Below are 26541 nucleotides of genomic sequence, written 5' to 3' on the forward strand. Positions count from 1 at the left end.
GTCACGCGTCCTCGCGGTAGTACCAGTTCTCGGGGTTGATCATCCCGAACGGGTTCACGGGCCCGAACCCCCCGAGGTTGTTGGCCACTTCGAAGAGCCGGATGGGGAAGTTCGGCGTGAAGATGACCGGCACCTGCTCGGCGACGAAGTCCTGGTAGGTGTAGAGCGCCTCCAGGTCGTCGGAGGTGACGGACGCCTCGATGAGCCGGTCGGCCCGCGGGTCGCTGTAGTGCCCGAAGTTGCCGCCGGCGCCGGTCTGGAACAGGATCTCGCCGCTCGGGTAGTGGTAGGCCCAGCCGCCGTTCCAGCAGGTCATCTCCCACAGGCAGTCCGGCCCCGCGGCGCAGGGCGCGTCCTCGGCGACGAGCACCGAGCCGTACACCTCCTCCATCCGCAGCTCGATCCCGGCGGCCGCGGCGTCCTTGCGGTACTTCTCCATCAGCCGGGTCAGCGCCGGGCGCCCCTCCACGTAGCGCAGCGAGAAGCTGAGCTTGGTGCCGGCGGGTATGCCCTCGCCGGCCTGGCCGGGCCCGGTGCCGGGGTTCACGCAGACGGCCGGAGTGGTGGTGGTGTCCCAGCCGTTGGCCGCGAGCAGCTCACGGGCCCGGTCGACGTCGAAGGGCAGCGGCCAGGCCCCGTCGCGCTGGCGCGGGGAGACCAGGTCGGTCGCCGGGACCATCGGCACGGGACCGTTCTGCCGGTAGGCGTAGCCCTGGTAGATGTCGCGTACGGCGGAGTCCTGGTCGAGGGTGCTCTGGAGCGCCTGCCGGAAGTACGTCTGCCGGAAGATCTTCGCGGCCACCGTGGGGTTGTTGTAGTTGAGGCAGAAGTAGCGGATGCAGAAGGCGACCTGCGGCACCAGCGTGTAGGTGTCCGCCAGCGGGTTGGGGCCGCCCACGGTGGGGTCGGTGGCCGGTTCGGAGGCGAAGCTCAGCGGCAGGTAGCCGACCTGGATGCCGCCCTCGCCGTGCGGGCCGGCCTTGAGCATCTCGTACTCTTCGTCGTCCGAGAACGTCGGCACCTGGCGGAACTCGTCCAGGTAGGGCTTGTTGGGCCCGGAGTAGTGCTCGTTGGGCACGAAGGTGACCAGGCCCTGAAGCGTGTAGCTCTTCAGCCGCCACGGTCCGCTGACCACGCTCCACACGGGGCTGTCGGCCCATCGGGTGCGGTGCGCGTTGCCCTCGTCGATGATGTCGCCCTGCTCCGCCATCAGGTAGTCGTAGACGGCGGGTACGTCGGCGACACCGCCCGACGCGTTCGCGGGCCCCTCGGTGGTGCGGTCCCAGGCCCTCGGCAGCGGGGTGATGGTGCTGAGCTGGTTCATCAGCACCCACTTCTTCGAGTAGGCCTTGTCGAAGGTGAAGTAGACGGTGTCCTCGGCGAGTTTGCCGTAGGAGGTCAGGTTGTCCGGGAAGTAGCCGGGGACGTACTCGCCGTACCGGTCGCCCTTGACCTTCATCAGGTTGACCCAGAACAGGACGTTGTCCGCGCACAGCGTCTCGCCGTTGGACCAATTCCACGGCTTGACCTTCACGGTGACGGTCAGGCCGTCCTCGCTCCACCGCGGGGGCTCGCCGATGCTCTGGTCGTAGTCCACGTCCGGGGTGCCCTGGCTGCCGAAGTAGTACAGCGGCCGGTACATCAGCATCTGGAACTCGTAGATGTTCCGGGTCCCCATCCGCTCGGCCGGCGTGAAGGGGAAGATCACCGCGGGCGGGAACCCGGGCGCGCACGCCCAGGTCACCGTGCCGCCCTTCCTGGGGGTGGACGACGGCGACATCACTTGACCTCCTTCAGATACGAGACGCCCTTCGCGGCGTGGGTGCCGAAGCGCTCCCACTCCTCGCGCAGATCGATGCCGCCGTCCTCGCGGAGCTCGGGGGTGCTGCGGCAGTGGCCGGACACGACCTCGCCGTCGTCCAGGACCATGGAGTAGGCGAAGTCCAGCGAGCCGTCGGGGGCGCACACCCCGGTCAGCGAGCCGCGCCGGGCCCTGCCGCCGGAGAAGGTGCCCCACAGCAGGTCGCCCTCCTGCCGGTAGAGGGCCGTGCGGCCCTGGGCGTCCGCCTCGGCGGGGCGGAACCTGCGTCCGTCGTAGTTGATCACGCGCCGGCCTCCGGCTCCGCGTCGCGGATCTCGAGGGTGCAGCACTTGGAGCTGCCGCCGGACTTGAGCAGCTCGGACAGGTCCACGCCGATCGGCACGAAACCGCGCGCCCACAGCGCGTCGATGAGGTGGGTGGCCTGCTCGGGCAGCAGCACGTGCCGGCCGTCCGAGACCGCGTTCAGGCCGAACACCGCCGCGTCGTCCTCGGTCGCCTCGATCGCGTCCGGGTACAGCTCGCGCAGGGTCGCCCGGCCCTCGGCGGTGAAGGCCGCCGGGTAGTACATGATCTCCTCGTGGTCGAGGACGGCCAACGCGGTGTCGAGGTGGTAGAAGCGCGGGTCGACGAGGTCCAGGGTCACCACCGGCAGGCCGAGGAAGTGCTCCGCCTCGGCGTGCGAGCGCCGGTCGGTGCGGAAGCCGGTGCCGGCGAGGATCCGGTCGCCGGTGACGAGGTAGTCGCCCTCGCCCTCGTTGACGTGGAACGCGTCGTGGACGTCGTAGCCGCGCGCACGGAACCAGTCGGCGTAGGCCGGGCCCTCGGCGGCGCGCTGTTCGTGGCGGAACCGGGCGGCCAGCACACGGCCGTCGACGACGGTGGCGCCGTTGGCGGCGAAGACCATGTCGGGCAGTCCCGCGACCGGTTCGATCAGCTCGACCTCGTGGCCGAGGCCCAGGTAGAGGCTGCGCAGCCGCTCCCACTGGGCGACGGCCAGCGCGGCGTCGGTGGGCTTCTCCGGCTCCATCCAGGGGTTGATGGAGTAGACGACGTCGAAGTGGACCGGCGAGCACATCAGATAGCGCCGGGGCCGCACCGTCCGGACCGGGCGGCCGCCCGGGGCCGCGGTGTTCCGGCGTGCGGACGAGTTGTCTTGCTGCACTGTCGATTCTCCTTGCGCGGAAGTGGGCGGGAGGCGTCGGGCGGTGCGGGCTCAGGAGGCCGTGGCGGCGTCGGTGAGCGCCGGCGTCTGCTGCCGGAACGTCACCTCGATCCGGGAGGCGAAGTCGTTCATCGTGCGGAATGCCTCCTCCTGGGAGGTGCCGGTCGTCCCCAGGAAGCCGAGGATCGTGTTGCCGTCCGGGGGCCGGCGGATGACGTCGCCCGGCCGGGCGGTGATCTTGAGCAGGAAGACCTTGTCGGACTCGGCCACCTCCGCCGGCACGTCGACCCTGTCGACCACGCCCGCCTCACTGATCAGGCACATCGCGGTGATGTGGACACCGGTCGGCGTGAAGTGCCGTACGTCGGGGCGCACTCCGAGCCCGATGTCCACGACCGCCTTGATCGGGTCGTGGTCGGCGGTCTTGCGGGCGATGAGGTCGAGGCCGCCGCCGCCGACCCGGGCGGCGATCTCCAGCAGGTGCGGCTCGCCGTCGTGGAACCTGACCTCGGCGTGCATGACGCTGCGCCGCAGTCCCTGGGCGTGCGCCCCGGCGCGCACCGCGCGGTGCACCTTCTCGATGTCCTCGGGGCCGAGCGAGGTCGGCGCGTGGTGGACGTCGTCGTCGAAGGTGCCGCCCTCGGCGGTGATGCGGTCCACGATCGAGCCGAGGTAGACCTCGTCGTCCCAGACGACGGCCTCCATCAGGAACTCGCGGCCGTCCAGGAAGGACTCCACGAGCAGTCCGTTCGGGCCGAGGTCCACGCCCTCGGCCTCGGAGTTGACCCAGAACAGGTCGCGGATGCCCTCGGCGGCCTGGGCGTGCCGCAGCGCCATCTCCTCGGGGTTGTCGACCCGGAAGACGAAGTGGCTGCCGGCGCCGAGGGTCGGCTTGAGGATGACCGGGTAGCCGAAGTCGGCTGCCGCGCCGAGCGCGTCGTCCAGGCTCTCCACCAGCCGGTACGAGGGGATCGGGGCGCCCGCCCGCTCGTAGGCCTGGCGCATCAGGTACTTGTTCCTGCTGCACACGGCGGCCGGCACGCCGATGCCCGGGAGGCCCAGCGCGTCGGCGACCGCGGCGACGGTGATGACGGAGGACTCGGAGAAGGTGATCACCCCGTCGAAACGTTCCTCCGCATGCCATGCGCGGGCCTGGTCGACGATGTCGTCGATCTTCCGGGAGCCCGCCGTGCGATAGCGGTCCGCCCGCCAGAAGTCGTCCGTGCCCTCCCCGTTGAGCACGTAGAGGTCGACGCCCAGGTCCTCCACCTGCCCGTAGCGGCCGTGGTAGTAGTTCAGGTACTGCACCGTCTCCAGCGTGAGCAGCTTCATGCCGCCACCTCCGTGCGTGCGGCGCCGGCCCGGGCCGCCCGTGGCAGCCGGGGCAGGGCGAACGGGGTGATCTTCTCGGGCTGTTCGGCGTCCAGCGCCAGGTCCACGCCCGCGGCCGTCGCCTCGGCGGCGGCGTCGATGAGCAGCGGGGCGGCGCAGGCCAGCAGCGCCCGCACCTGGAGCAGCAGGTCCCCGGTGCCGAGCGCGTCGTCCCGCTCGCGAGGCTCCTGGGCCGCGGCCGCCAGCCGGTCGAGGGCCGCGACGACGTTCTCGGCGCTGCGGCCCAGGTTGAAGCCGTCCAGCTCATAGGTGAGCCGGAACCGCTCGATGATCCCGGCCGCCCGGTCCCGGCCCGTCGCGGTGGTCGGCAGCGGGCTCCCGGCACCGGCCGGAGCGAGCGCGTTCAGCGCCTCGGCCAGCCGGTTCCACGGCCCGATCAGCCGTCGCTCGGTCACCTCGGTGAGGGCGGCGGTGCTGAAGTCGGTGCGCTGGAACTCCGGTGCGGTCAAGGCCAGATAGAAGCGCACGAGGTCCCTCGGCACCTCCGCCAGCAGGTCCGCCGACCAGATCAGGTGGTTGCGGCTGGTGGAGAACTTCTCGCCCTCCAGGTCGTAGAACTCGTTGCTGATGTTGGCCTCGGGCAGCACATAGCGGTCGCCGTGCGCCATCAGCAGCACGAGGTCCAGCAGACCCCAGTGGTAGACGTTGTCGAAGCCGTGGAAGTACACGAGCTCCGTCCCGCTGCCGGCCCGCCAGAGCTCGTCGACGGCCTCGGTGCGCTCGCCGCGCCGGTCCGCGGACCACCAGGTGCTGTACATGACGGCCGGCATGGCCTCCACCCACGGGTAGAGGATCTGCCCCGGCGTCTCGGGGAAGGGCGCCGCGATGCCCCAGTCGCCGGGCACCGTCACCGGTATCTCCGGCAGCGGACGGGCCAGCAGCTCGCGCACCAGCTGAGCGGCGTGCGGCCGCCAGCGTCCGAGGCGCTCGGCGAAGTAGGAGGCCAGCCGCTCGCGGTACTCCTCCATGGGCAGCACCAGGATGGTGACCTCGCGGGTGGTCACCGGCGAGTCCGGCTCCAGCACCGAGCGCGCGCCGAGCAGTTCGTCGGCGTTGTTGGGGTGCCCGCAGCCCTCGCAGACGCCTCCCGCGCTGCCGGTCAGGCAGACCGGGCAGCTGCCGGTCATCAGGCCGTCGTACAGATACCGGCCGGACTCCTGCGCGTACGGCAGCCGTACGGTCCGCTCGCGCAGCCGGCCCGTCTCGTGCAGGCGGGTGAAGAACTGAAGGACCGTGGCGCGGTAGCGGTCGTCGATGGGCGGCAGCCCTTCCATCGACAGGCCCATCGCGGAGATGCTCCGCTCGATCTTCGCGGTGGACTCGGCGCACAACTGCTCGGCGGACACACCGAGTCGGCGGGCCGTGGTGGTGACATAGGTCTGGCTGTCGTCGGTGCAGGTCGTGTAGATCACGTCCCGGCCGTCGGCCGCCAGGTAGCGGCTGTAGACGTCGCCCGCGAGATACGGGCCGGCCATGTGGCCGATGTGCAGGTCCCCGTTGGGTGTGGGGGTCGCCGCGACGACGACGGCGCGGCGCCGGCTGCGCCCGCTCATGCGGTCTCCTCCCGGTGCCGGACGGAGAACTTCTCCGCCAGCTCGGCGTCCCACCAGACCGCGTACATCTGGAAGTCGGCGTCGGAGTCGTTGACGACCTGGTGGCGGGTGCCGGGGCGGAAGTGGACGACGTCACCGGCGGCGAACGGCACCTTCTTCCCCTCGCTGAGGATCGCCGCCTCCCCGGTCATCGCGATCCAGACCTCGTACTCGTGGTGGCTGTGCGGGCCGGAGGCCGCGCCCGGGGGCACGACGCACCAGGAGCCCTCGAAGGGCGCGTTCAGGGCCGGCCAGGGGAACAGGCGCTGGGCGCGCAGTCCGTTGTCCGGTGCGAGGTTGTCCCGGTCGAGCTCTCGGATTTCCATGTATGTCTCCTCTGCCGCTGGGTGCGCTGACGGGTTCGGCGGGGCCCCGGTCACAGGGCCTTGGCGAGCAGGGCCTCGTCGGAGGCGGCGCCGCGGCGGGACAGCAGGTCGGTGACGATGTCCTGGGAGCGACTGGCGAGCACGCTGAGCAGGGAGTCGGCGATGCCGTGGGTGGCTTCGTTGACGCCCTGGAGGTAGCAGTTCGCGGTGTACGAACCGGGCAGCCGCATGCGGTAGTTGCGGTCGACGGTGGCCTCGCCGGCGCCGGTCGTGACGGCCAGCTCGCGCACCATGGCGGGCATGTCGCGTACGAAGCCGGTGCCGAGCAGTACGAGGTCGCAGCGCAGTTCGGTGCGCTCGCCGGACTTGCGGTCGACGGTGTCGAGGACGACCTCGTCGCCGTCCATGCGGGCGCCCGCCAGGTCGGTCAGGGTGAGCATCCGCAGCCGCTCGGTGCCCTGGAGGCGCTCCTGGTACATCTCGCGGTAGAGCGTCTCCAGCATGTTCGGGGCGAGCCCGGCGTAGTTGGTGACGTGCATCTCGCGGAGCACCTGGCGGCGGGTCTCGGCGCGGGTGGCGTAGAAGTCGTCGATGAACGACGGGTAGAACAGCTCGTTGGTGAACTTGCTGGTCTGGTAGGCGTTCAGGCCGATCGAGCGCATCAGCATCGTGCACTGCGCCGCGGGGAACCGCTGGTAGGCGGCCCACAGCAGCTCGGCGGCGCTCTGCGCGCCCCCGATCACCACGATCCGGCGCACCTCGGCCGGGTCGAGCGCATCGATCCGGTGCGAGTACCGGGTGCTGTGGATGACGCGGCGCTCGGGGAGCGCGGTGAGCTCGGCGGGTACGAACGCGTCCCGGCCCGCGCCGATCACCAGGTTGCGGCTGGAGATCACCGCGCCGTCGGCGGTGCGCGCCAGCCAGTGGTCGACCTCGCCGCCCCGGGACGGACCGGGCTCGATCGACACACAGCGCCGCCCGTACTCGACCTGCACCTCGCGCAGCGAGGAGGCCACCCACTGGAGGTACCCGGAGATCTCCGAGCGGTACGGCGTGAACGTGCCGAGGTTGATGAACTCGTCGAGCCTGCCGATCGAGTGGAGGTAGTTGACGAAGGAGTACTCACTGCGCGGATTGCGCAGCGTCACCAGGTCCTTGAGGAACGAGACCTGGCTCTGGGTCCACGGCAGCAGCATGCCGCGCTGCCACACGGTGTCGTCGTGCTGCTCGATGATCAGTGTGCCCGCCGCGAGCTCCTTGGGGGCGAGCTCCTCCAGCGCTATGCCGAGGGCGAGGTTGGCCGGCCCTGCGCCGATGGCGAGGACTTCGACTTCCTGGTGCCGCAATTGGTCCCTCCCTGAATTCTTAGAATTTCTCGACCAGCGCGACCATGTCGGTCACGGTGTAGGCGGCGTGAAAGGACCGCAGGTCCAGATCGACGGAGAACTGCTTCTCCAGGCGCACCAGGGCTTCCATCGAATTCATGCTGTCCCAGCCGAGCGCGGCCAGTGCCTGGTCAGCGGGGATGTCCGCGGGGTCGGCGCCCAGTACGTCGGCGATGATCTCCCTCACCGACTCCTCGATCGAGCCCGTTTCACTCATGCGGGGATCCATTCCTTTCGTTCAGTGCGATCCATTCCGGTGCGATTTCCTTCGCGGTGGCCGCGTCGAGGGTGAAGACCTGTGTCTCCGTCTCCTGCGGGGAGGCGGCCGGGGTGAATCCGGCGCCGGTCCAGAAGTCCGCGGCGACGCCGTTGCGGTCCGAGGGCCGGTAGTGCCCCTCGACGCTCCGGGCACCGGCCAGCGCGGCCAGTTCGGCGAGCCGGCCGACGGCCGCCCGCTCCACGCCGCGGCTGAGCACCCGGCAGCTCAGGACGAGGTTGAGGACCCGCCACACCTCGTCGGTGCGCTCGACCCACAGGGCGCCGACGATGCCCTCGTCGCCGAAGCGGTCGGCGACCGACACCGACAGCACCAGATGGCCGGCGTCCTCGCCCATCCGCCGGGTGGCCGCCTCGTCGTAGCGGATCCCGGTGAGGTTGAACTGGTTGGTGCGGGCGGCGAGCTGGGCGATCCGGCCGATCGTGTACTCGGTCGCCGGTGTCACCTCGACCTTGAGGTCCAGCGCCCGCAGGAAGTCCTCCGAGGAGTCGAACCCGGAGGAGAAGTCGCCGCGCAGCGCACGGTTGCGGTACAGCTCGGGGCGCTTGCGGTCGGTGTCGGTGAGCGCCATGACGTCGAACCAGCCGTGCCGCAGCAGCGAGTCCACCAGGTGGGCGGGGTCACCGGCCGCGGAGACCACGGCGACCTCGGGCAGTTCGTCGCCGACCTGGGCACGCTCGAAGTCGGAGTCGTCCATGAAGACGAACGACTCGGTCGACAGGGACAGCGCCTCGGCGGCCCGGCGCAGATTGCCCGCCTTCGCCGACCAGTCGACCATCCGCGCGGAGAACGCCTCGGGCCGCAGCAGCACGTCCGGGTGCTCGGTGAGGACCTTCTCCACCTGGTCCCGGTCGTTCTTGCTGGCCAGGACCAGCACGACGCCCTGCTCGCGCAGCCCCGCCACCGTGCGCTGGAGTTCGGTGTAGCAGTTGCCCGGGTACAGGCCGCCCACCTGGACGCCCTGGGGCCCGGCCTCGCCGAGGACGCCGCCCCACAGGGTGTTGTCCAGGTCGAGGGCGAGGACCTTGCGGGACAGCCCCGCGCGGGCCTGGGCGACCCGGCGCACGAGCCGGGCCAGCAGCAGCAACGCGTCGTCGCTGTAGGGCAGATCGCCGTAGCGGTGCAGCCGTACGTCGCACGCCTGGACCGGTGCCTCGGCCAGCTCGCCGACGAGGTCCACCGCGACCACCTGGTCGTGTTCCTCGGCGAGGGCGAGGAGGCCCGCGTTCAACCGGTACCAGGAGCGGGCCACCTGGGCACGGGCCCGCACGCTGATGATCCCGTTGCGGACCTGGGCGGGCAGCGGGACGGTGTGCACGACGACGGTGGCGGCCGTGTGCTTCAGGGCGCCGGCCAGCAGTCCGCGCAGTTCCTCCAGCCGGGCATCGACGTACTTCGCCAGCACGTCGGGCTCGGCGGCGCCGGAGTCGCCCGGCAGAAAGTACCCGGCGTCCAGCAGCACGGCGACCAGTCCGGGGTCGCCGTCGCGGGTGAACGACCCGGTCGCCAGCGACATGCCGAAGGTGCCGTAGTCCGCGCTGCGCAGGGCGGGCAGCAGTCCGGCGCCGACCAGCTGGGCGCGCAGCAGGGCCTCGAACGGGCCGACGGTGCAGGTGGCCAGGACGGCCACGTCCACCTCGCGGGGCCGTTCCCCGTCCACGGCCAGGTCCTTCAGGATCCGGCCGGCCTGCCGGGCCAGGGCCGGGTCGCCGCTCTCCAGCAGTGCCCTGCGGGTGGGGTGACCGGGCATGCGTCGTTCCCGTACGGCCGCACGCAGCGCCGCCGCCGGGTTGTCGCTCTCGCTCACGGTGCGATGCCTTCCTGTGGGACGCGGGTCAGGCCCGGACGAGGGAGCAGTACCAGCGCATCCCGATGGAGATCCCGGTCAGCGCGACCAGGTCGCCGGGGGCGACGACGCCCTGCTCGATCAGCTCGCCGAGCGCGGTGAGCTGGTCGGCGGAGCCCATGTGGCCGTGGGCCCTGGCGATCTCGGTGTTGGTGCGCTCCAGGGGCAGACCGAGCGGCTCGGCGATGTCGGCGATGCCGTCCGGGTCGTTGATGTAGATGACGTGCCGCACCTCGTCGCGGCCGACGCCGGCCCGCTTGCACGCCCCGTCGATGACGTCGAGGGTGCGGGTGATCGCCGCCTGCCCGAACTCGCGCAGCCGCGCGGGGTCCTTGCGGAAGTGCTCCTGCACGCGCACATGACCGGCCGGCGCCGTCCTGCTCGACCAGCCCTCCGGGGGCACGGGTGCCACCGCGCCGCCGTAGTCGGTGCGGAACCAGTCGCACAGGTCCGGGATCGTGAACTGCTCGGTGGCGAGCCAGGCGTTGCGCTCGTGACCGCGGCGCAGGACCGCGGCGACGGCGCCGTCGCTGTGCACCGCGTTGTTGACCGTCATGCGGTTGCGGTGGAACTCGCTGACCCTGTTCACCGCGACGAACAGCACGGTGCTGATCTCCGGCTGCACGGCGAGGACCCCGGCGACGATGCCCAGTCCGGTGACGCCCGAGGCACAGCCCTCGTTCAGCAGCAGGGTCTGCCGGCTCTCCATCTTCAGGGCCCGGCCCAGCGCCGCCGACCCGTCCCAGTGCGGGTACTCGGGGTGCTCGGAGGTGGCCAGCACCAGCAGGTCGATGTCGTCGACGGTCATCGAGGTGCGGGACAGGGCGTCACGCGCGGCCTGTGCCGCGAGGTCGGTCGTGGTGATGTCGTCGGGTGCCCGGTGAAAGGTGTGGTAACCCCACCGCACAATGCGTTCCGGGTCGGGGACATACGTTCCCGCTACTTCTTCGACATTCTGGTCCGCTCCGAAGGAGTAACCGAAACCAGTAATTCCGAAGTCATGCGGAAGCTGCGCCATTGATATCTCTCTCTCGCTGCGATTCCTGAGGCCGCGTGAAATCTTCGCGGGTCCGGATGGCCGAATCAACAGCGGTCGGGACAGGCGGAGTTGAACGGAAAACCTAAGTTGAACGCGCGTAGATCAGGGAAGTTGAACACACCCGAAAAAAAGAGTGCGGGCCGGGAGATCTCCCGGCCCGCACTCATTGCGGACTGCCTCGATATCGCGTACGGAAGTCAGGCCAACAGCGCCGCCGCGGCCTTCCTGCTGGCGGCGACGACGGTCTTTGCCGCGCCTCCGCTGCCCCCGGTGAAAGTGTGCAGACCCGGCCCGAGAGAACGCAGTTCCAGCCCCGCGGGGTCGTGATAGCAGTCGCAGGAGGCGACGGTGCGTCCCACGGCGACCGGCACACCGAACACCCGCCGCGCGCTCTCGGCGACCCGCCGCGCCAGCGCCTGGTCCGGTGCCGTCGCGTCCGGGTCGACTCCCCACCGGTCGGAGGGCAGCCCGAGCAGGAAGCCACCGTCCTCGTGGGGCCTGCCGTACAGGCCGGAGTTCTCGTCGACGAACGGCCCGAGCCCCTCCAGCGGCGTCTCGCACAGGCTGTACTGGATGTGCTTGGTGCGCAGCCCCGCGACCGGCAGCCGGCTGCGGGCCAGCAGCTTCGGCGTCCAGGCGCCCGCGGCGACGACCACCCGGTCGTAGCGCAGGGTACGGCCGTCCGCGGTGCGCACCGCCGGGTCCCGGGTCACCTCGCCGACCGGCGCCTCGTGGACGGTGACGCCCGCCCCGGCCGCCGCCCGCAGCGCCGCCGTGCGCAGCCGGTGCGGGGAGATGTGCCCGGCGTGCCGCTCCACCACGGCGACCGAGCCGGCGGGCAGGGTGCGGAAGGGGAACGCGCCGATCACCCCGTCCCGGCCGACGACTTCGGCCGAGCCCGGCAGATAGGCGTCCACGACCTCGGCCGGCTCCCGCGCGTCGGCGCCGGCCGGCAGGACGTACAGCGCTCCGGTCTCCCGGTACCCGGACCACTCGCGCAGGACGTCGCTGCCCCTGATCTCGGCGAGGCTCTCGGCGGCCGGGCCGGTCGCCGCCACGGTGGGCTCGAACCCCCTGACCAGCCCGCCGGAGACCCTGGAGGCGTCCGCCCGCCCCCCGGTGCCGTCGGTGAACAGGTCCACCGCCGCGCCGCCCGGCGCCCGCACCGTCCGCCAGGCGAGCAGGGCGCCCGCGATCCCGCCGCCGACGATCGCGACCCTCACGGCGTCACCCTTCATCCGCCCGAGCCGCCCGTGCCGCGATCACCCGCCGCAGATCGTGGGTGTGGTCCGCGGCCCGGCGGCGCAGCGTCACCGGGAGCCCGTCGAGCGCGAGCATCCGCTGCGCCGATTCGAGCGTGCGGGGGGTGGCGGCGTAGCGCGGGTAGAGGAAGCGCAGCAGCAGGTCCAGCACCAGATCGCCGCGGCCCCGGGCGGCGGCGGGCATGTCCCGGAAGAACCGTTCGACGTACGGCTCGGTCAGCGCGCTCTGCTCGGGCTGCCAGAACCCCTCGGCCAGGGACCACAGTTCGTAGTTGGACAGGTCCGTGCCGCGCATGATCGCGTGCCACGCCGCCTCCTTGGCGGACGCCTCGGGCAGCGCGGCCCGGCACTTCGCCGCGAACTGCTCGGCGACGGCGCCCGGTCCGGCGTCCAGGGCCGCGGCGATGTCGGCCGTGTCCATCCCGCCCAGCACGGCGAGCCGGTAGCGGATGCGCCAGCTCATGTCGGTGTCGAGCTCCAGCCCCGGCGGCAGTCCGTCGCCGGCCAGCCAGCCGGACAGCTCCATGGTGTCCGCGGTGAAGTCGACCAGTCCCCTGAAGAGGGTGATCAGCCGCTCGTCGTCGGCGTCGGTGCGGGCGAGCCGTTCGCGCAGGGCGGCGGCGACCCGGGCCGTCGCCGCGGGCCGCTCGTGCGGGGCGAGGAAGCGGTCGGCGACGTCGTGCCGGGCCTGTTCCAGGACCTCGGCCAGGATCGACAGCTCGGTCTCCTGACGGACCATGCCGCTCACCAGGGCCAGATGGGCGGCGGCCGGGTACGTCCCGTCCTGGACGCCCAGCAGCAGCGCGCACCACACCATCGCCCGGTTCAGCGGGGACAGCCCGGCCAGCGTGTCCGGCAGCGCGGCCCGCGAGACGGGGTCGAAGCCGATCTTGGCGTAGGTCAGGTCGCCGTCGTTGAGGAGGAGGAACACCGGCGCCGGGCGGCCCACGAGCTCGGGCAGTTCGGTGCGCGCGCCGTCGATCCGGACCCGGACGGTGGTGCTGTCGTCGGCGTAGTAGAGGCCCACGTCCATGGTGTGCGGGCGCAGCACCGGGTGGCTGTCGGGGGCGCCCTGGAGGACGGCGGCGGCGGTGATGTGGCCGTCGGCGACGGTGAGTTCGGGGGTGAGGGTGTTCACGTTGGGGGTGTGCAGCCACTTCTCGGCCCAGTCGGTCAGGTCGGTGCCGGCCGCCTCGCCCATCGCGGCGAGGAAGTCCGCGAAGGTCGCGGTGGAGTAGGCGTGCCGGTCGAAGTAGGTCCGCAGCCCGGCGGTCAGGGCGTCGTCGCCGATGTGCGCGGCGAGCTGGCGCAGCGCCGAGTGGCCCTTGAAGTACGAGATCCGGTCCAGCTCCAGCTGCACCGTGCGCACGTCGGGGCCCTCGATGCTGACCGGGTGGGTGGAGGGCCGCTGGTCGGGCAGGTAGGCCTGGCCCTTGCGGCGTGCGGCGAACGTCGTGGGCGGTCCGGAAAAGCGGGTGACCTCGCTGGTGACGCGGTGCGCCATGTAGTCGGCGAGGGACTGGCCCAGCCACAGGTCGTTCCACCAGGCGTTGGTCACCAGTCCGGCGAGCCACAGCAGGGAGATGCCGTGGGCGAGGACGACGGCCCTGGTCTCGCGCTCGCTGTCGGCGGCGGCCGAGCTGAACAGGTACTGCTCGCGCAGCAGCACGCAGCCGGGGTGGTCCAGCGACAGGACGCTGAACTCGGGCACGAAGACCTGGTCGAGCTTGGCGAAGGGGTGCCCCACGCCGAACAGTGCGGTGTACGCGTCCAGGCACTGGGCGGTGATCTCGAAGACCTCGTCGACGTCGGTCTTCAGCGAGTCGGCGAGCGAGGCCCGGCAGTGCAGCCCGAGCGGTATGCCGTTGTGCTCGGTCCGGAAGGAGGCGTACGGCCCGGCGACGAGGGCGGTGAGATAGGTGGCGAGCGCCGGTGACTCGGTGAGCCGCCAGCGGCCCGGGCCGGTCCGGACGGCCTCGCTGTTGCCGAGCACCTGCCAGGTCTCGGGGACCGTCAGCTCGAACTCGTACGGGGCCTTCAGGTCGGGCTGGTCGAAACAGGCGAAGACGCGGGGCGCGTTGTCGACGTAGACGAAGGAATACACATAGGTCTCGCCGTCGGCCGGATCGACATAGCGGTGGAGCCCTTCGCACTCATTCGAGTAGCTCATGTCGGCCACCACGACGAGTTCGTTCTCGGCGTCGAGTCCGGTCAGTAGAAACCTGCCGTCCGACAATTCTGCGGCAGCCAGTTCCCTGCCATTGAGCGTGATGGACCGAAGCGTCTTCGGCTCGATGTCCAAGAAGGTTTCCGACCCGGGCTCCCGGGCGTCGAAGCGGATTTTCGTCGTCGAGCGGAAAGTGTCCGATCCGGAAGTCAGATCGAGGTCGACACAATAGGCGCGGACCAGAAGCAGAGAACCACGTTCCCGTGCTTCCTCGCGGGTCAGACTTGGCATACGACCTTCCTTTCGCGAGAGGCGAAAGAATCGTCGTACGACCCGGTTCGAGCGTCAAGGAGAGCATAAGAATGCCGATGGCCGGGAACCTATTCGGGTCCCGGCCACCGGCATTCCCCGGGGGCGCGCATCACGCCTCTTTCCGTTGGCCTTCCAGCTCTCTCGCTATATTCAGCCAGATCTCCCCGCAGGATCGAGCCACGGCCGCGATCTCATTGACCCAGTGCGGGGGCACTCCCTCGACGCCGGCCACCACGTCCCGCGTGCCGATCGTGTGCGTGTCGTACCAGCGGAAGAGGGTCCGGCCCGATTCCGAGTACCGCAGCAGGGGGTCCTGGAGCAGCTTGGCGCGCAGCACCGGCCAGTCGGCGGGCACGAGGACGGGCGGCCGCTGGCGGACGGCGGACTGCTGCTCACCGACCGTTCGGTCGGCGGGTGGCTCGAGTGTGCCCTCGTCCTCGGACACGGCATCCTGCCCGGCCAGACGCAGCTTCGGCGGGAGCGGATCGGCACCGCGCTGGATCCGCTGGCGGACATCGCGTGCGGTGGCCACCGAAACCCCGGCCTGACGTGCCACTTCACGCAGCGGCATCTCCGGATAGGCCGCGACCACCTCGCTGGCGCGCAGCCGGCCCTGGCTGTAGTTGACGGGCCGGTACCTGCCGTCCCGACCCAAACGCACGTTCAACTGCGTCTGGTTCGCAGTTGAACGCTCCATGATCGTCCTGCGCAGCGCGGCCACGGTTCTCGCGGCGAGCCCGGTCACCGCGGCGACGGCCCGGTCGGACCAGTGGGGCTGCGCGGCCAGCACCCGGCGCGCGGCCGCCTCGCGGTCGGCCCGGGAAAGCGGCAGGCCGTGCGTGACGTTCTCCTGCACCGCGATGAGGAACATCAGCTCCTCGGGACCCTCGAAGAACCGGACATCAATGGTCTCCTGTCCCTTCATCAACGCTGCCATGAGGCGATGCGATCCATCGATCACACGCATCGAGGGACGGTGCACAATTATCGGCGGCAGCGAGTGTTCGACATCCGCAAGAGTCTGGGCATGCGAATGATCCTCCCCTTCCAGGCGGGGAGAGTCACCGGGTCGGATCGATTTCGTCGGGACGGATTCGACCGGACTCAATTCAACCGATAAACCGTGCCGAGATTCGGGCTGCCGACCGGGAATCTCATCACCATCCGCTTGACCCTCTTCATCAACAAGAGCCTCCCCCGTGTAATCCACTGCAGAATCCTCTCCCGAGAAATCGCCAACGCTCCCACCTGCGCTGTTCCTTGGAATACGGATCTCACTCGCCGTGCCACTTCTCTTTTGCCGTGAAGCAGAGCAACAAGAATGCCGCCGGACTGCCGTGAAGGCTACTCCAGGGTCTGCGTGCTGTCACCTGCGATGCTGCATGACAGAACGATCGGGAATGTTTTCTTCGAGGGGCGACGCGAGCAACGTCATGTGATAGGCGTCACTTGAGTCGACGCAAGCGTTCGCGGGTGCAGCAGTACCGTCCGGATCCCACGAGCCCCGGCCGGGCGTGGTTTTTCTCGGCGGGCCTGACAATCGATCCCGAAATGTGGAGCGAGCCCCACCGGATGAACTTTGCACTAGCGAGTGGCGACGCCGTCAGTGCCGCGACCGCAGGTCCCGCACGGCCGCCCGCAGCAGTTCGACCAGTTCGTCGACGAGCGGCGGACGCCCGCCCGGTCTGCCGACGGCGAGGATCTCCCGGTACAGCGGAGCGACGCCGGACGGCAGGACCACCCTCTCGACCCCGGCGTCCTCACCCCGGCCGAGCAGCGTGGCGGGGATCAGGCCCACCGCGAGACCGGCCCTGATCATCGCGAGCATGCTGTGCAGGTCGTCGGTCTCCAGCGTCACCCGGGGCGCGATCCCGAGCTCTCCCGCCCAGCGCAGCAGCAACCGCCGGTCGGGGTTGTGGACATGGCCCGAGACCCACTCCCCCTCCAGGCACTCGGCGAGCTGGACCGGACGCCGCCGGCCGGGCTCGGCACCGGCGACCAGGAGCAGCGGTTCGCGGCCCAGGGCGGTGACGGTCAGCGCGGTGGACGGGGCCGGCGGGTCCTCCGGCAGATAGCGGTAGGCGACGAGCAGATCGATGTCCCCCGACCTGACCCGCGGCACGCCCTCGTCGGTCTCCACGACGACGAGCCGGATCCGGGGCCCCGGCCGGCGGTCCCTGAGCGTGGCCAGGATCGGCGGCAGCAGATACGTCATCGCGCTCGGGTAGATCCCGACGCGCAGTTCGGCGATCTCACGGCTCGCGATGCCGTGGGCGGCGTCCTGGAAGCGGGCGGTCGCGTCGAAGAGCGTCTCGGCCGCCCGCGCCAGGGAGCGGCCGGCCGCGGTCAGGATCAGCCGGCTTCCGGGGCGGCGGACGATCAGCTCGACGCCCATGTCGCGTTCGAGCGCGGCAATGTGCTGGGACACCGCCGAGGGCACATAGCCCAGTTCCGCCGCGGCGTCCGCCATCGAACCCCGGCGCACCACGGCCAGGAAGGTCGCGAGGAGCTTCAGATCCGGCTGGGACTTCACGGGACATGAACTTTCTCTTCGAAATCCATCGCTTTACGTGCAGCGCTGCCGCCGTCAGAGTAAAGGCACCCGACGCCCGGAACACCGCCCGACAGAAAGCCGAGACCATGGCCATCGACGTCACCGCCCTGCGGGCCCACTTCCCCTCCCTGGACAGCGGCCTCGCCTTCTTCGACGGTCCCGGCGGCACGCAGACCCCCCGGCCCGTCGCCGACGCCATCGCCACGACGCTCACCGGGCCCCTGTCCAACCGGGGCACCGTCAGCCCGTCCGAGCTCAACGCCGAGCACGCCGTCGCCGGGTTCCGCGCCGCCTGCGCCGACCTGCTGAACGTGCCGCCGGACGGCGTCGTCCACGGGCGCAGCGCCACCCAGCTGACGTACGACTTCGCCCGCCACCTGGCCAAGGACTGGACGGCGGGCGACGAGATCGTGCTGAGCCGGCTGGACCACGACGCCAACGTCCGCCCCTGGGTGCAGGCCGCCGAACGCGCCGGGGTGAGCGTCCGCTGGATCGAGATCGACCCGGGGACGACCGAGCTGGACCTCGACTCCTACGAGCGGGCGCTGACGCCGAGGACCCGGCTGGTCGCGGTCACGGCGGCCTCCAACGTGCTGGGCACCAAGCCGCCCGTGCGCCTGATCGCCGACCGCGCCCACGAGGCCGGCGCGCTCGTATATGTGGACGGCGTCCACTACGCCGCGCACCACCTGGTGGACGTGCCCGCGCTCGGCGCCGACTTCTTCGTCTGCTCGCCGTACAAGTTCCTCGGACCGCACTGCGGGGTGCTGGCCGCGGCGCCCGAACTCCTCGCCGGCGTGCGACCGGACAAGCTGCTGCCCTCGCCGGACACCGTGCCGGAGCGGTTCGAGTTCGGCACCCTGCCGTACGAGATCCTCGCGGGCACGACCGCCGCAATCGACTTCCTCGCCGCGCTGGACCCGGGTGCGGGGACCGGGCGCAGGGAGCGGCTGACGCACTCGCTGGACGCCCTGCACGAGCACGAGCGGACGCTGCGGGCGCGGCTCCAGGAGGGCCTGGCGGCCCTGGGCGACGCGGTCACCCTGCACTCGAAGGCGCCCGACCGCACCCCGACCCTGCTGATGACCCTGGAGGGCCGCGACGCGCGCGAGGCCCAGGTGCATCTCGCCGGCCGCGGTGTGGTGGCACCGGCGGGGTCGTTCTACGCGTACGAGCCGTTCACCGCGCTGAAGCTGGAGAATCCCGCGCTGCGCGTGGGCCTCGCCCCCTACAACAGCGAGGACGACGTGGACCGCTTCCTCGACGGTCTGGGCGCCTTCCTCTAACCGCCCGGGACCTGGCTCTCCGCCGCCCCGGCGAACTCCGGGGCACTGGCCGAGGGCGTGCCGGCCGGCGAGTCGAAGGTCGTCACCGCGAGGGCGTCGCCGACCCGGGTCCGGGCGTAGAACCACTCGGCGTCCTCGGTCCCCAGACCGATCCAGTCGCTGCGGGGCACGAAGTCGCCCTGGGCCAGCGGCTTGGTGAAGGCGCCGATGTAGAACGGCCGGTCCTCGGAGTCACGAAGCTCGACCACGTAGGGCACGTTCACCTTGACCGGGGCCTTGGTGCGCGACTCGAAGGGCAGGTCGCGCGAGGCGTGCCTGGCGACGACCGTCAGCGGGCCGGAGAACCCGGCCCGGTCGGCGTACTTCGACACCACCGGCAGGTCCTGGCCGTCGACGGTGAGGGTGAACCGGAGCAGGTCGAGCGTGCCGGCGGCGGGCGTCGGTGTCGGGGTCGGGGTCGCCGTGGACGGCGGGACGGAGCCGGAGTGCGACGCCGCGGGCGGCATGCGGTTCGCGGGCGTGTCGTCCGGCCCGCCGCCGAGGTTCAGATCGACGGCGAAGCCCACGACGGCCAGGGCCACGGTCCCCGCGCCGAGGCCGACGGCCGTACGGCGACGGCGTCTGCGGCGCATCGCGCGGGCCCGGATCCCGGCGCCGTCGACGACCGGCGCGGTCGCCTGTGTGGCCGCCAACTCGCGCAGTGCGGCGGAGAGTTCATCGGACACGGCCGCTCTCCTTCCGGACCGGCCCGTCGGCCTCGTCCCCCGCAAGACGCTTCGCCAGTTCCGCTCGCCCCCGCGACAGTCTCGCCTTGACCGTCCCCACGGGGGCACCGGTCTCGGAGGCTACCTGTTCGACACTCAGGTCGCACAAATGGTGCAGGACGATCGCCATCCGCTGGGCCTCGGGCAGTTCACGCAGCGCGGCGACGAGCGCGGTGTACTCGGGCCCCGGACCCGGCGCGGGATCCGGCGGCGGGGTGCGCCGCATCAGCTCCAGCCAGCGCCTCGCCCGCCGCCAGCGGCTCACCGCCAGCCGCATGGCCACCGTGCGGATCCATGCCTCGGGAGCGCTGTCCGCCAGGAACTGCCGGCGCCGGTCCCAGGCCCGGACGAACGCCTCCTGCACGACGTCCTGCGCCTCGCCGTGGTCCCCGGTGAAGGCGTACAGCTGGCCGGTCAGCCGGGGGAACGCGGCGGCGTAGAACGCGTCGAACTCGTCGTCGGTCATGCCCCCACCGGATTCGCCGGTCTTTTCGTGCAACCCGGCCACCTCCGCCGTGCGTACAGGTCCCGTAGGTCGCTCCATCCACTCAGGTCGCACCACGCGAGACAACAGCCCCACCAGGAAGACGGCGCACACGGGTTTCCGGATCCCTCTTCCGCAGGCGGTGTTGGCCACATCCGCGGCGTTGCCGGCCCGACGGCTGTTCAACCTACCGGGACGGACGGGCGGTTGCCCGTGCCGACCGGGCCGGACGCCCGTGCGTGCGGCCATGACCGTGTTCCCGGACCGAAGGACCCCCCACGTGCCCCCGACCCACGACGTACTCCCCGCCGGCCATGACTTCGCCGCCTACGCCCGCGCCCACTGGCCCCGGCTGGTGGTGACCGCGCGGCTGCTCACCGACGACCCCGGTGCGGCTCGGGAACTGGTGCGGAGAACGCTGGCGCGGATGAGCGCTTCCTGGCGCCGGGTGCCCCGCGACGACGTGGACTTCCACGTCCGGCGCGCTCTGGTGCGGGGCCATCTGCGCCGGCTGCGCGGACGGCGGGCCGCGCGGCGGCGGACCGTGCTGGTGCTGCGGTTCTGGGAGGGGCTGACGGACGCGGAGATCGCGCAGCTGCTGGGCTGCTCGGTGGGCGCGGTGCGGGCCCAGGTCCGGTACGGACTGCGGGCGGCGGGCACCGACGCGGGACGGCTGCGCGAGGTGTACGCCCGTGCCGCCGAGGACGTCGTCCCGTCCGAGGTGCCACTCACGGAGGTCCGGGCGCGGGGCGGCGTGCTGCGGCGCCGCCGCCTCGCCGTGGCCGCGGCCGCCTGCGCGGCGGTACTGGTGCCCGGCGCGCTGTTCGCCGCCGACCGGATCGGCGCCGGCATGGAGCAGGACGGGGCGTACGGGGTGCGGGACGAGGGCGGGGCGGCGAGTCCGGTGCGGGTCGTGGCGCCGGGCGAGCGGGTGTCCGCCGGTGACGGCGTGCTGGTGTGGCTGACGGCCGACGGCGCGCACTGGGCGGTGCCCGTCGCGACCGCCCGCCCCGGCGAACAGGACGACACCGGCGTACCGCGCGACGAACCCGGCGTCTCGCTGCGGATGGACGGCGTCAGCGGCGGGTTCCTGCTGTCGGGCGTCTTCTACGGACTGGACGGCGAACCGGACCGTGTCGAGGTGAGAACCGGCGACCGCCGGAGCACCGCGAAAGTCCTCGTGCTGGCGGGCAGCCCGGGCTGGGGCCTTTGGTACACGAGCGCGCCCGTGTCCGACGACGACATGAAAGCGGTCCTCTCCCTCGGCGAGGGCGGCGGCGACGAGCGGATCGTCACGGTGTACGACGCCGCCGGCAAGGTCGCCGCCCGCTCGGACCGTGACTGGTGGCGGACATGAACGGGACGACGGCACCGCAGTCCCCGTCCGGCGGGCGGCACCGTGAACGCACCCCGCTGCGCATCAGGTTCCGGCGCACCCGGGGCCGGCGGCTGCGCCGGCTGCTGTACGCCCTTCTCGCCCTGGTCGCGCTGCTGTGCGCGTCGGCCGTCGTGGCGTACCAGCTGACGACCATTCCGAAGCCGCACCCCGAGACCGTCACCCAGAGCACGGTGTTCCTCGACTCCGGCGGCGACTATCTGGGCCGGCGCGGGCCGGTCGACCGGCAGGACGTGCCGCTGTCCGCGGTGCCCCGGCATGTGCAGGAGGCGGTGATCGCCGCGGAGAACCGGTCCTTCCGGACCGACCGGGGGATCTCGCCGCGGGCCATCGCCCGGGCCGCGCTGGCCACGCTGACCGGTGGCGACCAGCAGGGCGGCTCCACCATCACCCAGCAGTACGTGAAGAACGCCCTGCTCAGCCCGGAGCGTTCGCTGACCCGCAAGGCCCGCGAGGCGCTCATCGCGATCAAGCTGGACCGCACCCGCGGCAAGGACGAGATCCTTCAGGGCTATCTCAACACCGTGTACTTCGGGCGGGGCGCGGCCGGCATCCAGTCCGCGGCGCGCAACTACTTCGGCGTGGACGCCGAGGACCTGACGGTCGCGCAGGGCGCGGCGCTGGCGTCCATCGTCAACATCCCGTCGTACTACGAGAAGGCGGGCTCCGACACGAAGGTCACGACCAAGCTGGCGGACCGCTGGGAGTGGGTGCTCGACGCGATGGTAGCGAGCGGCGCCATCACCGAGAAGCAGCGGGGCGAGGCTCGGTTCCCGGCGTTCCGGTTCTATCCGCCGGGCGAGACGGAGGGGCAGCGGCAGTATCTGATCGACGTCGCCGCGAAGGAGGCCGCCGACCGGCTCGGCATCACGGAGGACCAGCTCGCGAGCGGCGGCTACAACGTGACGACCACCTTCGACCTGGCCCTTCAGGACCGCGCCACACAGCTGGCGCAGGACCGTCCCGGCGGGAAGCGCGGGGTGCGGGTGCACACCGCCGTGGTGGGGATGGTGCCCGGCGACGGCGCGGTACGGCTGCTGTACGGAGGCTCGGACTACGCGCGCCAGCCCTTCAACGACGCGGTGAGCGGGGCGGTGGAGGGCGGCACCGCCCTGGAGCCGTTCGGCAGGGTGAAGGTGGGCGACCCGCTGGGCCGGCTGCTGCGGACGGCGGCGCCGACGCCGCTGAACCTGGCCTCGGCGTACGCGACGGTCGCGGCGGACGGCCGGTACGCCGCCCCGTACACCGTCTCGCGCATCACGCGGGAGGGCCGCACCGTCTACCGGGCCCGGCCCGAGGTGTCGCGGGTGCTGGACGAGAAGGAGGTGTTCCTGGCCGGGCTGCGGACGGGGGACGGGGCCGCCCCTCCGGTCGCCGTCGGCGCGAAGCCGGGCGCCGGCTCCGTTCCGGTGGAGCCGGCGGTCTTCACCACCGGCGGGGCGGGCGGCGGTTCCACCCGGCGGACCGTGTGGACCACCGGCTACGACCCCCGGCTCGCCCTGACCGTCAGCCTGTTCGCCGACCGGGCGGGCGCCCGCAAGGGCACGACGGTCCCGGCCCAGTTGCCGAACGACCCGCCGCCGACGGAGTTCGCGGAGCAGGTGGCCACGGGGATCTGGGAGGCGGCGACCGAGGACGGGGCGAAGGGGGAGTGACCCGGGAAGGGGCGGTGGCGGAGGGAGAGTGCCCCGGGGAAGAGGGCTCCCCCTCCGCCCGCCCCTGTCACGAACTGGCGTCGGCCGTCACGGGTGCGGGAGCCGTCGTGCCGCCGCGGCCGAACCTGCGGGCCGCCGGGACCAGGCAGATCGCGAGCGCGCCGCCGAGTCCGGCCAGGGCGAAGGTGGTGAAGCCCCAGCTGTCGTTGCCGCTCGCGGCGAGCTCGCCGATCAGCCAGGGGCCGACGACGGCTCCGGTACGGCCGACGCCGGTGACCCAGCCGAGGCCCGCGGCCCGCTCGCTGTCGCGGTAGACGGAGTTGGTGGCGGCGTAGACCATCACCTGCGCGCTGAACAGCCAGACACCGGTGACGGCGACGACGAGGTAGGTCACGCCGAGCGGCAGGTGGGCCTTGAGCAGCAGGGCGCCGGCGGCGGTCAGGAGGAACCAGATCGCCGACACGCGTACCGCGCCGAACCGGTCGGCGACCCGGCCCGCGATCAGCAGGCCGACGATGCCGCCCGCGTTGATGACCATCAGGAAGCTGACGGAGGAGTTCAGGCCGTAGCCGGAGGCCCGCATCATCTGCGGCAGCCAGGTGCTGATGCCGTAGACCAGCAGCAGTCCGCAGAAGGACGCCAGCCACAGCAGCGGGGTCGCCCAGCGCGACTCGGGCCGGAAGAGTTCCCGTACGGCGGCGAGCCTGCCCGCCGCGCCGGCGGCCGGGGCGGCGACCTCGGTGGGCCGGGGCAGCCCGAAGCGGTCGGCGACGGCGTCGGCCTTGTCCCGCTCGCCGCGCGCCAGCAGCACACCAGGCGACTCCGGCAGCAGCCGCAGCAGCAGCGGTACGGCGACGAGGGCCGGGAGCACGCCGGCCCAGAACACCCAGCGCCAGCCGGCGGCCGGGGCCAGCGTCAGGCCGAGGCCGGTCGCCGCCATGCCGCCGAAGTGGTACGACGTCATGAGCAGGCCGGTGGTCAGGGCGGCGCGGCGCGGCGGCGCGAACTCCAGGACCATGGCCAGGCACAGCGGCATGAGCCCGCCGAGGCCGAGGCCGGAGACGAAGCGTCCGGCGCCGAAGAGGCCGATGTCGCCGGCCACCGCGCACAGCGCGGACCCGGCGGAGAACAGGCTCACGCTGGCGACCAGCATCAGCCGGCGGCCGAGCCAGTCGGTGAGGTTTCCGGCGGTGAGCGCGCCGATGAGCATGCCGAACGTGGTCCAGCTGCCGATGGTGCCCGCGCTGTCCGGGGTCAGTCCGAGGCCGGTGTCGTCGAGCATGTGCGGCATGACGGCGCCGTAGATGTTGACGTCCATGCCGTCGAAGAACACGGCCAGCCAGCACAGGGCCAGGACCGGGAACACGGTGCGGAAGGTGTGCGGGGGACGGGGCGCGGGAGGTGTGAGGGAGCGGGACATCAGCGTCCTTGTTCGCTAGGTGAAGTTTCTTTCGTAGACGACGGACCATGAGTCTCGGGTCGGGGCAGCCGGGTGTCAACGGTGCTGCGCGGGTTGACAGCAGTCGGACAGCGGAGGGCGGTGACCGGATGTTTTGCGAGCGTGGCCGAGGGGAACCCGGCTCCGCGTCATCGGGGCCGGATCCGGCCCCCTTCGCAATGAGAGAGAAGTTGAAGCGCCGTGACCGCGCTCACCGTGAAGAGAGACGTCCTGCACGTGCCCGAGACGGGCTGGGAGAAGGCCCGTCATCAGCGGGGCAAGGCGATACGCACGTGCATGGCCCCGGTGGAGGACCGCAGCTCCCCGCGCGCGGGCCGTTCGAGTACCGAGTGGAACATCGTCCGGGGTGAGGACTGACGGTATCGACGGACACCGCTCCGGGACCGACCCTCCGTTGACGGCGCATCAGATCCGCCGTCCGGGGTACGCCGGAGCCATGAGAATAAGTGTGCTGGACGCCGGTTCCAACACGGTCAGACTGGCCGTGTGCGACGTCGGGGACGGGGTGCCGCTTCCGGTGCACACCGCCAAGTGGAAGCTCCGCCTGTCCGAACAGGTCGGCGCCGACGGCTGCCTCGGCGAAGAGGCCACGGACCGTCTGGTGAAGGCGCTCCGCGCGGCCTGCGAGATGTCCCGGCAGTGGGACGCCCCCGAGCCGCTGGCGTTCGCGACCGCCGTGGTGCGCGACGCGCCCGACCGGGCGGACGTCCTGGCAGCCGTGCACAGCCGCACCGGACTGCCCCTGCGCGTACTGCCGGGTGAGGCGGAGGCCCGCCTGACGTTCCTGGGCGCCCGGCGCTGGATGGGCTGGCGCTCCGGCCCGCTCGCGCTGTTCGACATCGGCGGCGGCTCCCTCGAAGTGGCCTTCGGCCGGGGCCGGACGCCGGACTTCGCGGCCTCGCTGCCGCTGGGCGCAGGCCGGCTCACCAACGAGTTCTTCGGCTCCGCGGACCCGCCCTCGCAGGCCGACATGGTCGCCATGCGCCGCAAGGTGCGCCACCAGCTGCGGGACGTATCGGCCCGGATCCGCTGGGAGCATCCGCACACCGCCGTCGCGACCTCACGGACGTTCCAGCAACTGGCGCGGCTGTGCGGCGCCGCTCCCGGCCGGCACGGTCCGTTCGTCGAACGCGCCCTGCGCCGGCAGGACCTGCGCCGGGCGATCGAGCAGCTGTCCGGGCTGAACGCCGACGAGCGGGCCGCGCTGCCCGGCATCTCCGGCCCGCGGTCCCGGCAGAGCCTGGCCGGCGCGATCATCGGCCACGCGGCGATGAAGCTGAGCGCCGTGAAGTACCTGATGATCTGCCCGTGGGCCCTGCGCGAGGGCATCCTCCTGCGCTACCTGGAGGACGGCGCCGACTGGTGGGCCGACCTGGAACGCCACGACGGCACACGCCCCCACCTGGACGGCATGCCGACGGGCACCCGCCCGCTGCGGGTGGCGGTGCCGTCGGCGATGACCTGAGGCACTCGGGGACTCGTGGAGAGCGCGCTGGACCGCCCGCACGCCGACCTGATCGAGCCGATACGCCCCGACGACCGCTCGCTGTTCGTCGTCAAGGCCCGTCACTCCGCCTTCTACGAGACGCCGCTGTCCTATCTCCTGTGGCGGCTGGAGGTCGGACATGTGGTGCTGGCCGGTCAGGTCACCGAGCAGTGCGTGCTGTACTCCGCCCTGGACGCGCACATCCGCGAGGCGAAGGAGATCGACTTCACCCGCGCAGGAACCGGTACTTGAGGTGCGTGGCGAGGGGAGTCGCCTCCACCCTGACCGGCTCCAGGTCGCGGCGACCGGGCCCGAGCCCCTCGAAAAGCCGCAGGCCCTCGCCGAGGAGTGCGGGTACGACGTGCAACTGGAGTTCGTCGATGAGGCCCGCCGCGAGGTACTGCCGTACGGTGCCCGCGCCGCCCGCGATGTCGACGTTGCGGTCCCCCGCCGCGGCCCTCGCCCGGTCGAGGGCGTCGTGGATGCCGCCGGTGACGAAGGTGAAGGTGGTGCCGCCCTCCTTCACGAGGGTGGGGCGGGGGCGATGGGTGAGGACGAACACCGGGGTGCGGAAGGGCGGGTTGTCACCCCAGAACTCCGCACCGGTGTCGTACATGGTCCGCCCCATCACCACCGCCCCGGTGGCGTCGAACCACTCCCGCATCAGCTCGGAGTCCCGGTTCTCCTCCCCGCCGCCCATCCCCTGCCGCTCCCGCCAGCTCGCCAGGTTGTGAATCCACTCGAAGAGCACCTCGGCACCGTCACCGCCGGGTTTTTCGACGGTGACATCGGTGCCGGCGACGAACCCGTCGAGTGTGATGGCGAGATCGGCGGTGACGGTCATGGTGGGGCTCCTGTCCGGTCCTGTGGCGCGT

23 protein-coding genes and 1 pseudogene are annotated in these 26541 nt (G+C 71.6%); 6 read left to right on the forward strand and 18 right to left on the reverse strand.

The genetic code is table 11. From position 1 onward, the window contains the following. Window position 1: 1 nt before the first annotated feature. From CP983_RS20595 to CP983_RS20660, 14 genes are all read right to left on the reverse strand, one after another. Window positions 2-1780 (reverse strand): ABC transporter substrate-binding protein, encoded by a 1779-nt coding sequence (locus CP983_RS20595; RefSeq protein ID WP_150501015.1) that lies wholly within the window; start codon window positions 1778-1780, stop codon window positions 2-4. After that, entirely contained in the window at window positions 1780-2106 is a 327-nt protein-coding gene (locus CP983_RS20600; protein ID WP_093599482.1) for an avidin-fold protein, read from the reverse strand. The genes CP983_RS20595 and CP983_RS20600 overlap by 1 nt, the downstream gene beginning before the upstream one ends. Beyond that, the gene (gene ddaH, locus CP983_RS20605; protein ID WP_341874893.1) at window positions 2103-2984 is read right to left on the reverse strand and encodes a dimethylargininase; all 882 of its coding nucleotides are present in this window, start codon (window positions 2982-2984) and stop codon (window positions 2103-2105) included. The genes CP983_RS20600 and ddaH overlap by 4 nt, the downstream gene beginning before the upstream one ends. 51 nt (window positions 2985-3035) lie before the next feature. Beyond that, window positions 3036-4316: an ATP-grasp domain-containing protein gene (locus CP983_RS20610; RefSeq protein ID WP_150501017.1), complete on the reverse strand. Its 1281-nt coding sequence runs from the start codon at window positions 4314-4316 to the stop codon at window positions 3036-3038. Then, window positions 4313-5929: a class I tRNA ligase family protein gene (locus tag CP983_RS20615; RefSeq protein WP_150501019.1), complete on the reverse strand. Its 1617-nt coding sequence runs from the start codon at window positions 5927-5929 to the stop codon at window positions 4313-4315. The genes CP983_RS20610 and CP983_RS20615 overlap by 4 nt, the downstream gene beginning before the upstream one ends. Beyond that, window positions 5926-6294: a cupin domain-containing protein gene (locus CP983_RS20620; RefSeq protein WP_093601367.1), complete on the reverse strand. Its 369-nt coding sequence runs from the start codon at window positions 6292-6294 to the stop codon at window positions 5926-5928. The genes CP983_RS20615 and CP983_RS20620 overlap by 4 nt, the downstream gene beginning before the upstream one ends. A gap of 50 nt (window positions 6295-6344) precedes the next feature. Then, complete coding sequence (locus CP983_RS20625) at window positions 6345-7640, reverse strand: lysine N(6)-hydroxylase/L-ornithine N(5)-oxygenase family protein (RefSeq protein WP_150501021.1); 1296 nt, start codon at window positions 7638-7640, stop codon at window positions 6345-6347. A 19-nt stretch (window positions 7641-7659) separates the two neighbouring features. Continuing rightward, window positions 7660-7896 (reverse strand): acyl carrier protein, encoded by a 237-nt coding sequence (locus CP983_RS20630; protein ID WP_030949748.1) that lies wholly within the window; start codon window positions 7894-7896, stop codon window positions 7660-7662. After that, the gene (locus CP983_RS20635; protein ID WP_150501023.1) at window positions 7889-9763 is read right to left on the reverse strand and encodes an HAD-IIIC family phosphatase; all 1875 of its coding nucleotides are present in this window, start codon (window positions 9761-9763) and stop codon (window positions 7889-7891) included. The genes CP983_RS20630 and CP983_RS20635 overlap by 8 nt, the downstream gene beginning before the upstream one ends. A 28-nt stretch (window positions 9764-9791) precedes the next feature. Continuing rightward, the gene (locus tag CP983_RS20640) at window positions 9792-10709 is read right to left on the reverse strand and encodes a 3-oxoacyl-ACP synthase III family protein (protein ID WP_208852840.1); all 918 of its coding nucleotides are present in this window, start codon (window positions 10707-10709) and stop codon (window positions 9792-9794) included. Between the two features lie 329 nt (window positions 10710-11038). Next, the gene (locus tag CP983_RS20645; protein ID WP_205614693.1) at window positions 11039-12064 is read right to left on the reverse strand and encodes an NAD(P)/FAD-dependent oxidoreductase; all 1026 of its coding nucleotides are present in this window, start codon (window positions 12062-12064) and stop codon (window positions 11039-11041) included. 4 nt (window positions 12065-12068) lie between these two features. Further along, a complete protein-coding gene (gene pepN / locus CP983_RS20650; RefSeq protein WP_150501027.1) occupies window positions 12069-14561 on the reverse strand; it encodes an aminopeptidase N in 2493 nt (830 codons plus the stop codon). Window positions 14562-14691: 130 nt separating this feature from the next. Beyond that, a complete protein-coding gene (locus CP983_RS20655; protein ID WP_167537738.1) occupies window positions 14692-15792 on the reverse strand; it encodes a ParB/RepB/Spo0J family partition protein in 1101 nt (366 codons plus the stop codon). Between the two features lie 393 nt (window positions 15793-16185). Next, the gene (locus CP983_RS20660; RefSeq protein WP_150501030.1) at window positions 16186-17115 is read right to left on the reverse strand and encodes a LysR family transcriptional regulator; all 930 of its coding nucleotides are present in this window, start codon (window positions 17113-17115) and stop codon (window positions 16186-16188) included. Between the two features lie 107 nt (window positions 17116-17222). Here CP983_RS20660 and CP983_RS20665 point away from each other — a divergent pair, with 107 nt between their 5' ends. Next, on the forward strand, window positions 17223-18422 hold the full coding sequence (locus CP983_RS20665) for a cysteine desulfurase-like protein (RefSeq protein ID WP_150501032.1): 1200 nt from the start codon (window positions 17223-17225) through the stop codon (window positions 18420-18422). Here CP983_RS20665 and CP983_RS20670 read toward each other — a convergent pair. Both CP983_RS20670 and CP983_RS20675 read right to left on the reverse strand, forming a co-directional pair. Beyond that, a complete protein-coding gene (locus CP983_RS20670; RefSeq protein ID WP_150501034.1) occupies window positions 18419-19147 on the reverse strand; it encodes a hypothetical protein in 729 nt (242 codons plus the stop codon). The two genes, CP983_RS20665 and CP983_RS20670, sit on opposite strands and share 4 nt — an antisense overlap. Continuing rightward, complete coding sequence (locus CP983_RS20675; RefSeq protein WP_107904830.1) at window positions 19137-19652, reverse strand: SigE family RNA polymerase sigma factor; 516 nt, start codon at window positions 19650-19652, stop codon at window positions 19137-19139. Before CP983_RS20675 ends, CP983_RS20670 begins: the two co-directional genes overlap by 11 nt. Window positions 19653-19950: 298 nt before the next feature. Between CP983_RS20675 and CP983_RS20680 the strand changes: the two genes are divergently transcribed. Continuing rightward, window positions 19951-21027 carry a sigma factor-like helix-turn-helix DNA-binding protein gene (locus CP983_RS20680; RefSeq protein WP_229914990.1) on the forward strand — a complete coding sequence of 359 codons (1077 nt, stop codon included), beginning with the start codon at window positions 19951-19953 and terminating at the stop codon, window positions 21025-21027. Beyond that, a complete protein-coding gene (locus CP983_RS44965; protein WP_150501038.1) occupies window positions 21024-22721 on the forward strand; it encodes a transglycosylase domain-containing protein in 1698 nt (565 codons plus the stop codon). The genes CP983_RS20680 and CP983_RS44965 overlap by 4 nt, the downstream gene beginning before the upstream one ends. A 67-nt stretch (window positions 22722-22788) precedes the next feature. Here CP983_RS44965 and CP983_RS20690 read toward each other — a convergent pair whose 3' ends face one another. Further along, window positions 22789-24141 (reverse strand): MFS transporter, encoded by a 1353-nt coding sequence (locus CP983_RS20690; RefSeq protein ID WP_150501040.1) that lies wholly within the window; start codon window positions 24139-24141, stop codon window positions 22789-22791. A 219-nt stretch (window positions 24142-24360) separates the two neighbouring features. On the opposite strand from CP983_RS20690, the gene CP983_RS44035 reads away from it, so the two are divergent. The 3 genes and pseudogenes from CP983_RS44035 to CP983_RS20700 all read left to right on the forward strand — a co-directional run. Beyond that, window positions 24361-24537, forward strand: coding sequence for a hypothetical protein (locus CP983_RS44035; RefSeq protein ID WP_167537739.1), 177 nt, complete (start codon window positions 24361-24363; stop codon window positions 24535-24537). A 79-nt stretch (window positions 24538-24616) separates the two neighbouring features. Then, the gene (locus CP983_RS20695; RefSeq protein WP_150501041.1) at window positions 24617-25645 is read left to right on the forward strand and encodes a Ppx/GppA family phosphatase; all 1029 of its coding nucleotides are present in this window, start codon (window positions 24617-24619) and stop codon (window positions 25643-25645) included. A 12-nt stretch (window positions 25646-25657) separates the two neighbouring features. Continuing rightward, window positions 25658-25873 (forward strand): annotated as a pseudogene (locus CP983_RS20700) (isochorismatase family protein); the annotation flags it as partial. Window positions 25874-25892: 19 nt separating this feature from the next. On the opposite strand, the gene CP983_RS20705 reads toward CP983_RS20700, so the two are convergent. Then, window positions 25893-26510 (reverse strand): dihydrofolate reductase family protein, encoded by a 618-nt coding sequence (locus CP983_RS20705; RefSeq protein WP_150501045.1) that lies wholly within the window; start codon window positions 26508-26510, stop codon window positions 25893-25895. Window positions 26511-26541 lie beyond the last annotated feature (31 nt).

Origin of the sequence: Streptomyces chartreusis, assembly GCF_008704715.1 — a bacterium.
Taxonomy (GTDB): domain Bacteria; phylum Actinomycetota; class Actinomycetes; order Streptomycetales; family Streptomycetaceae; genus Streptomyces; species Streptomyces chartreusis.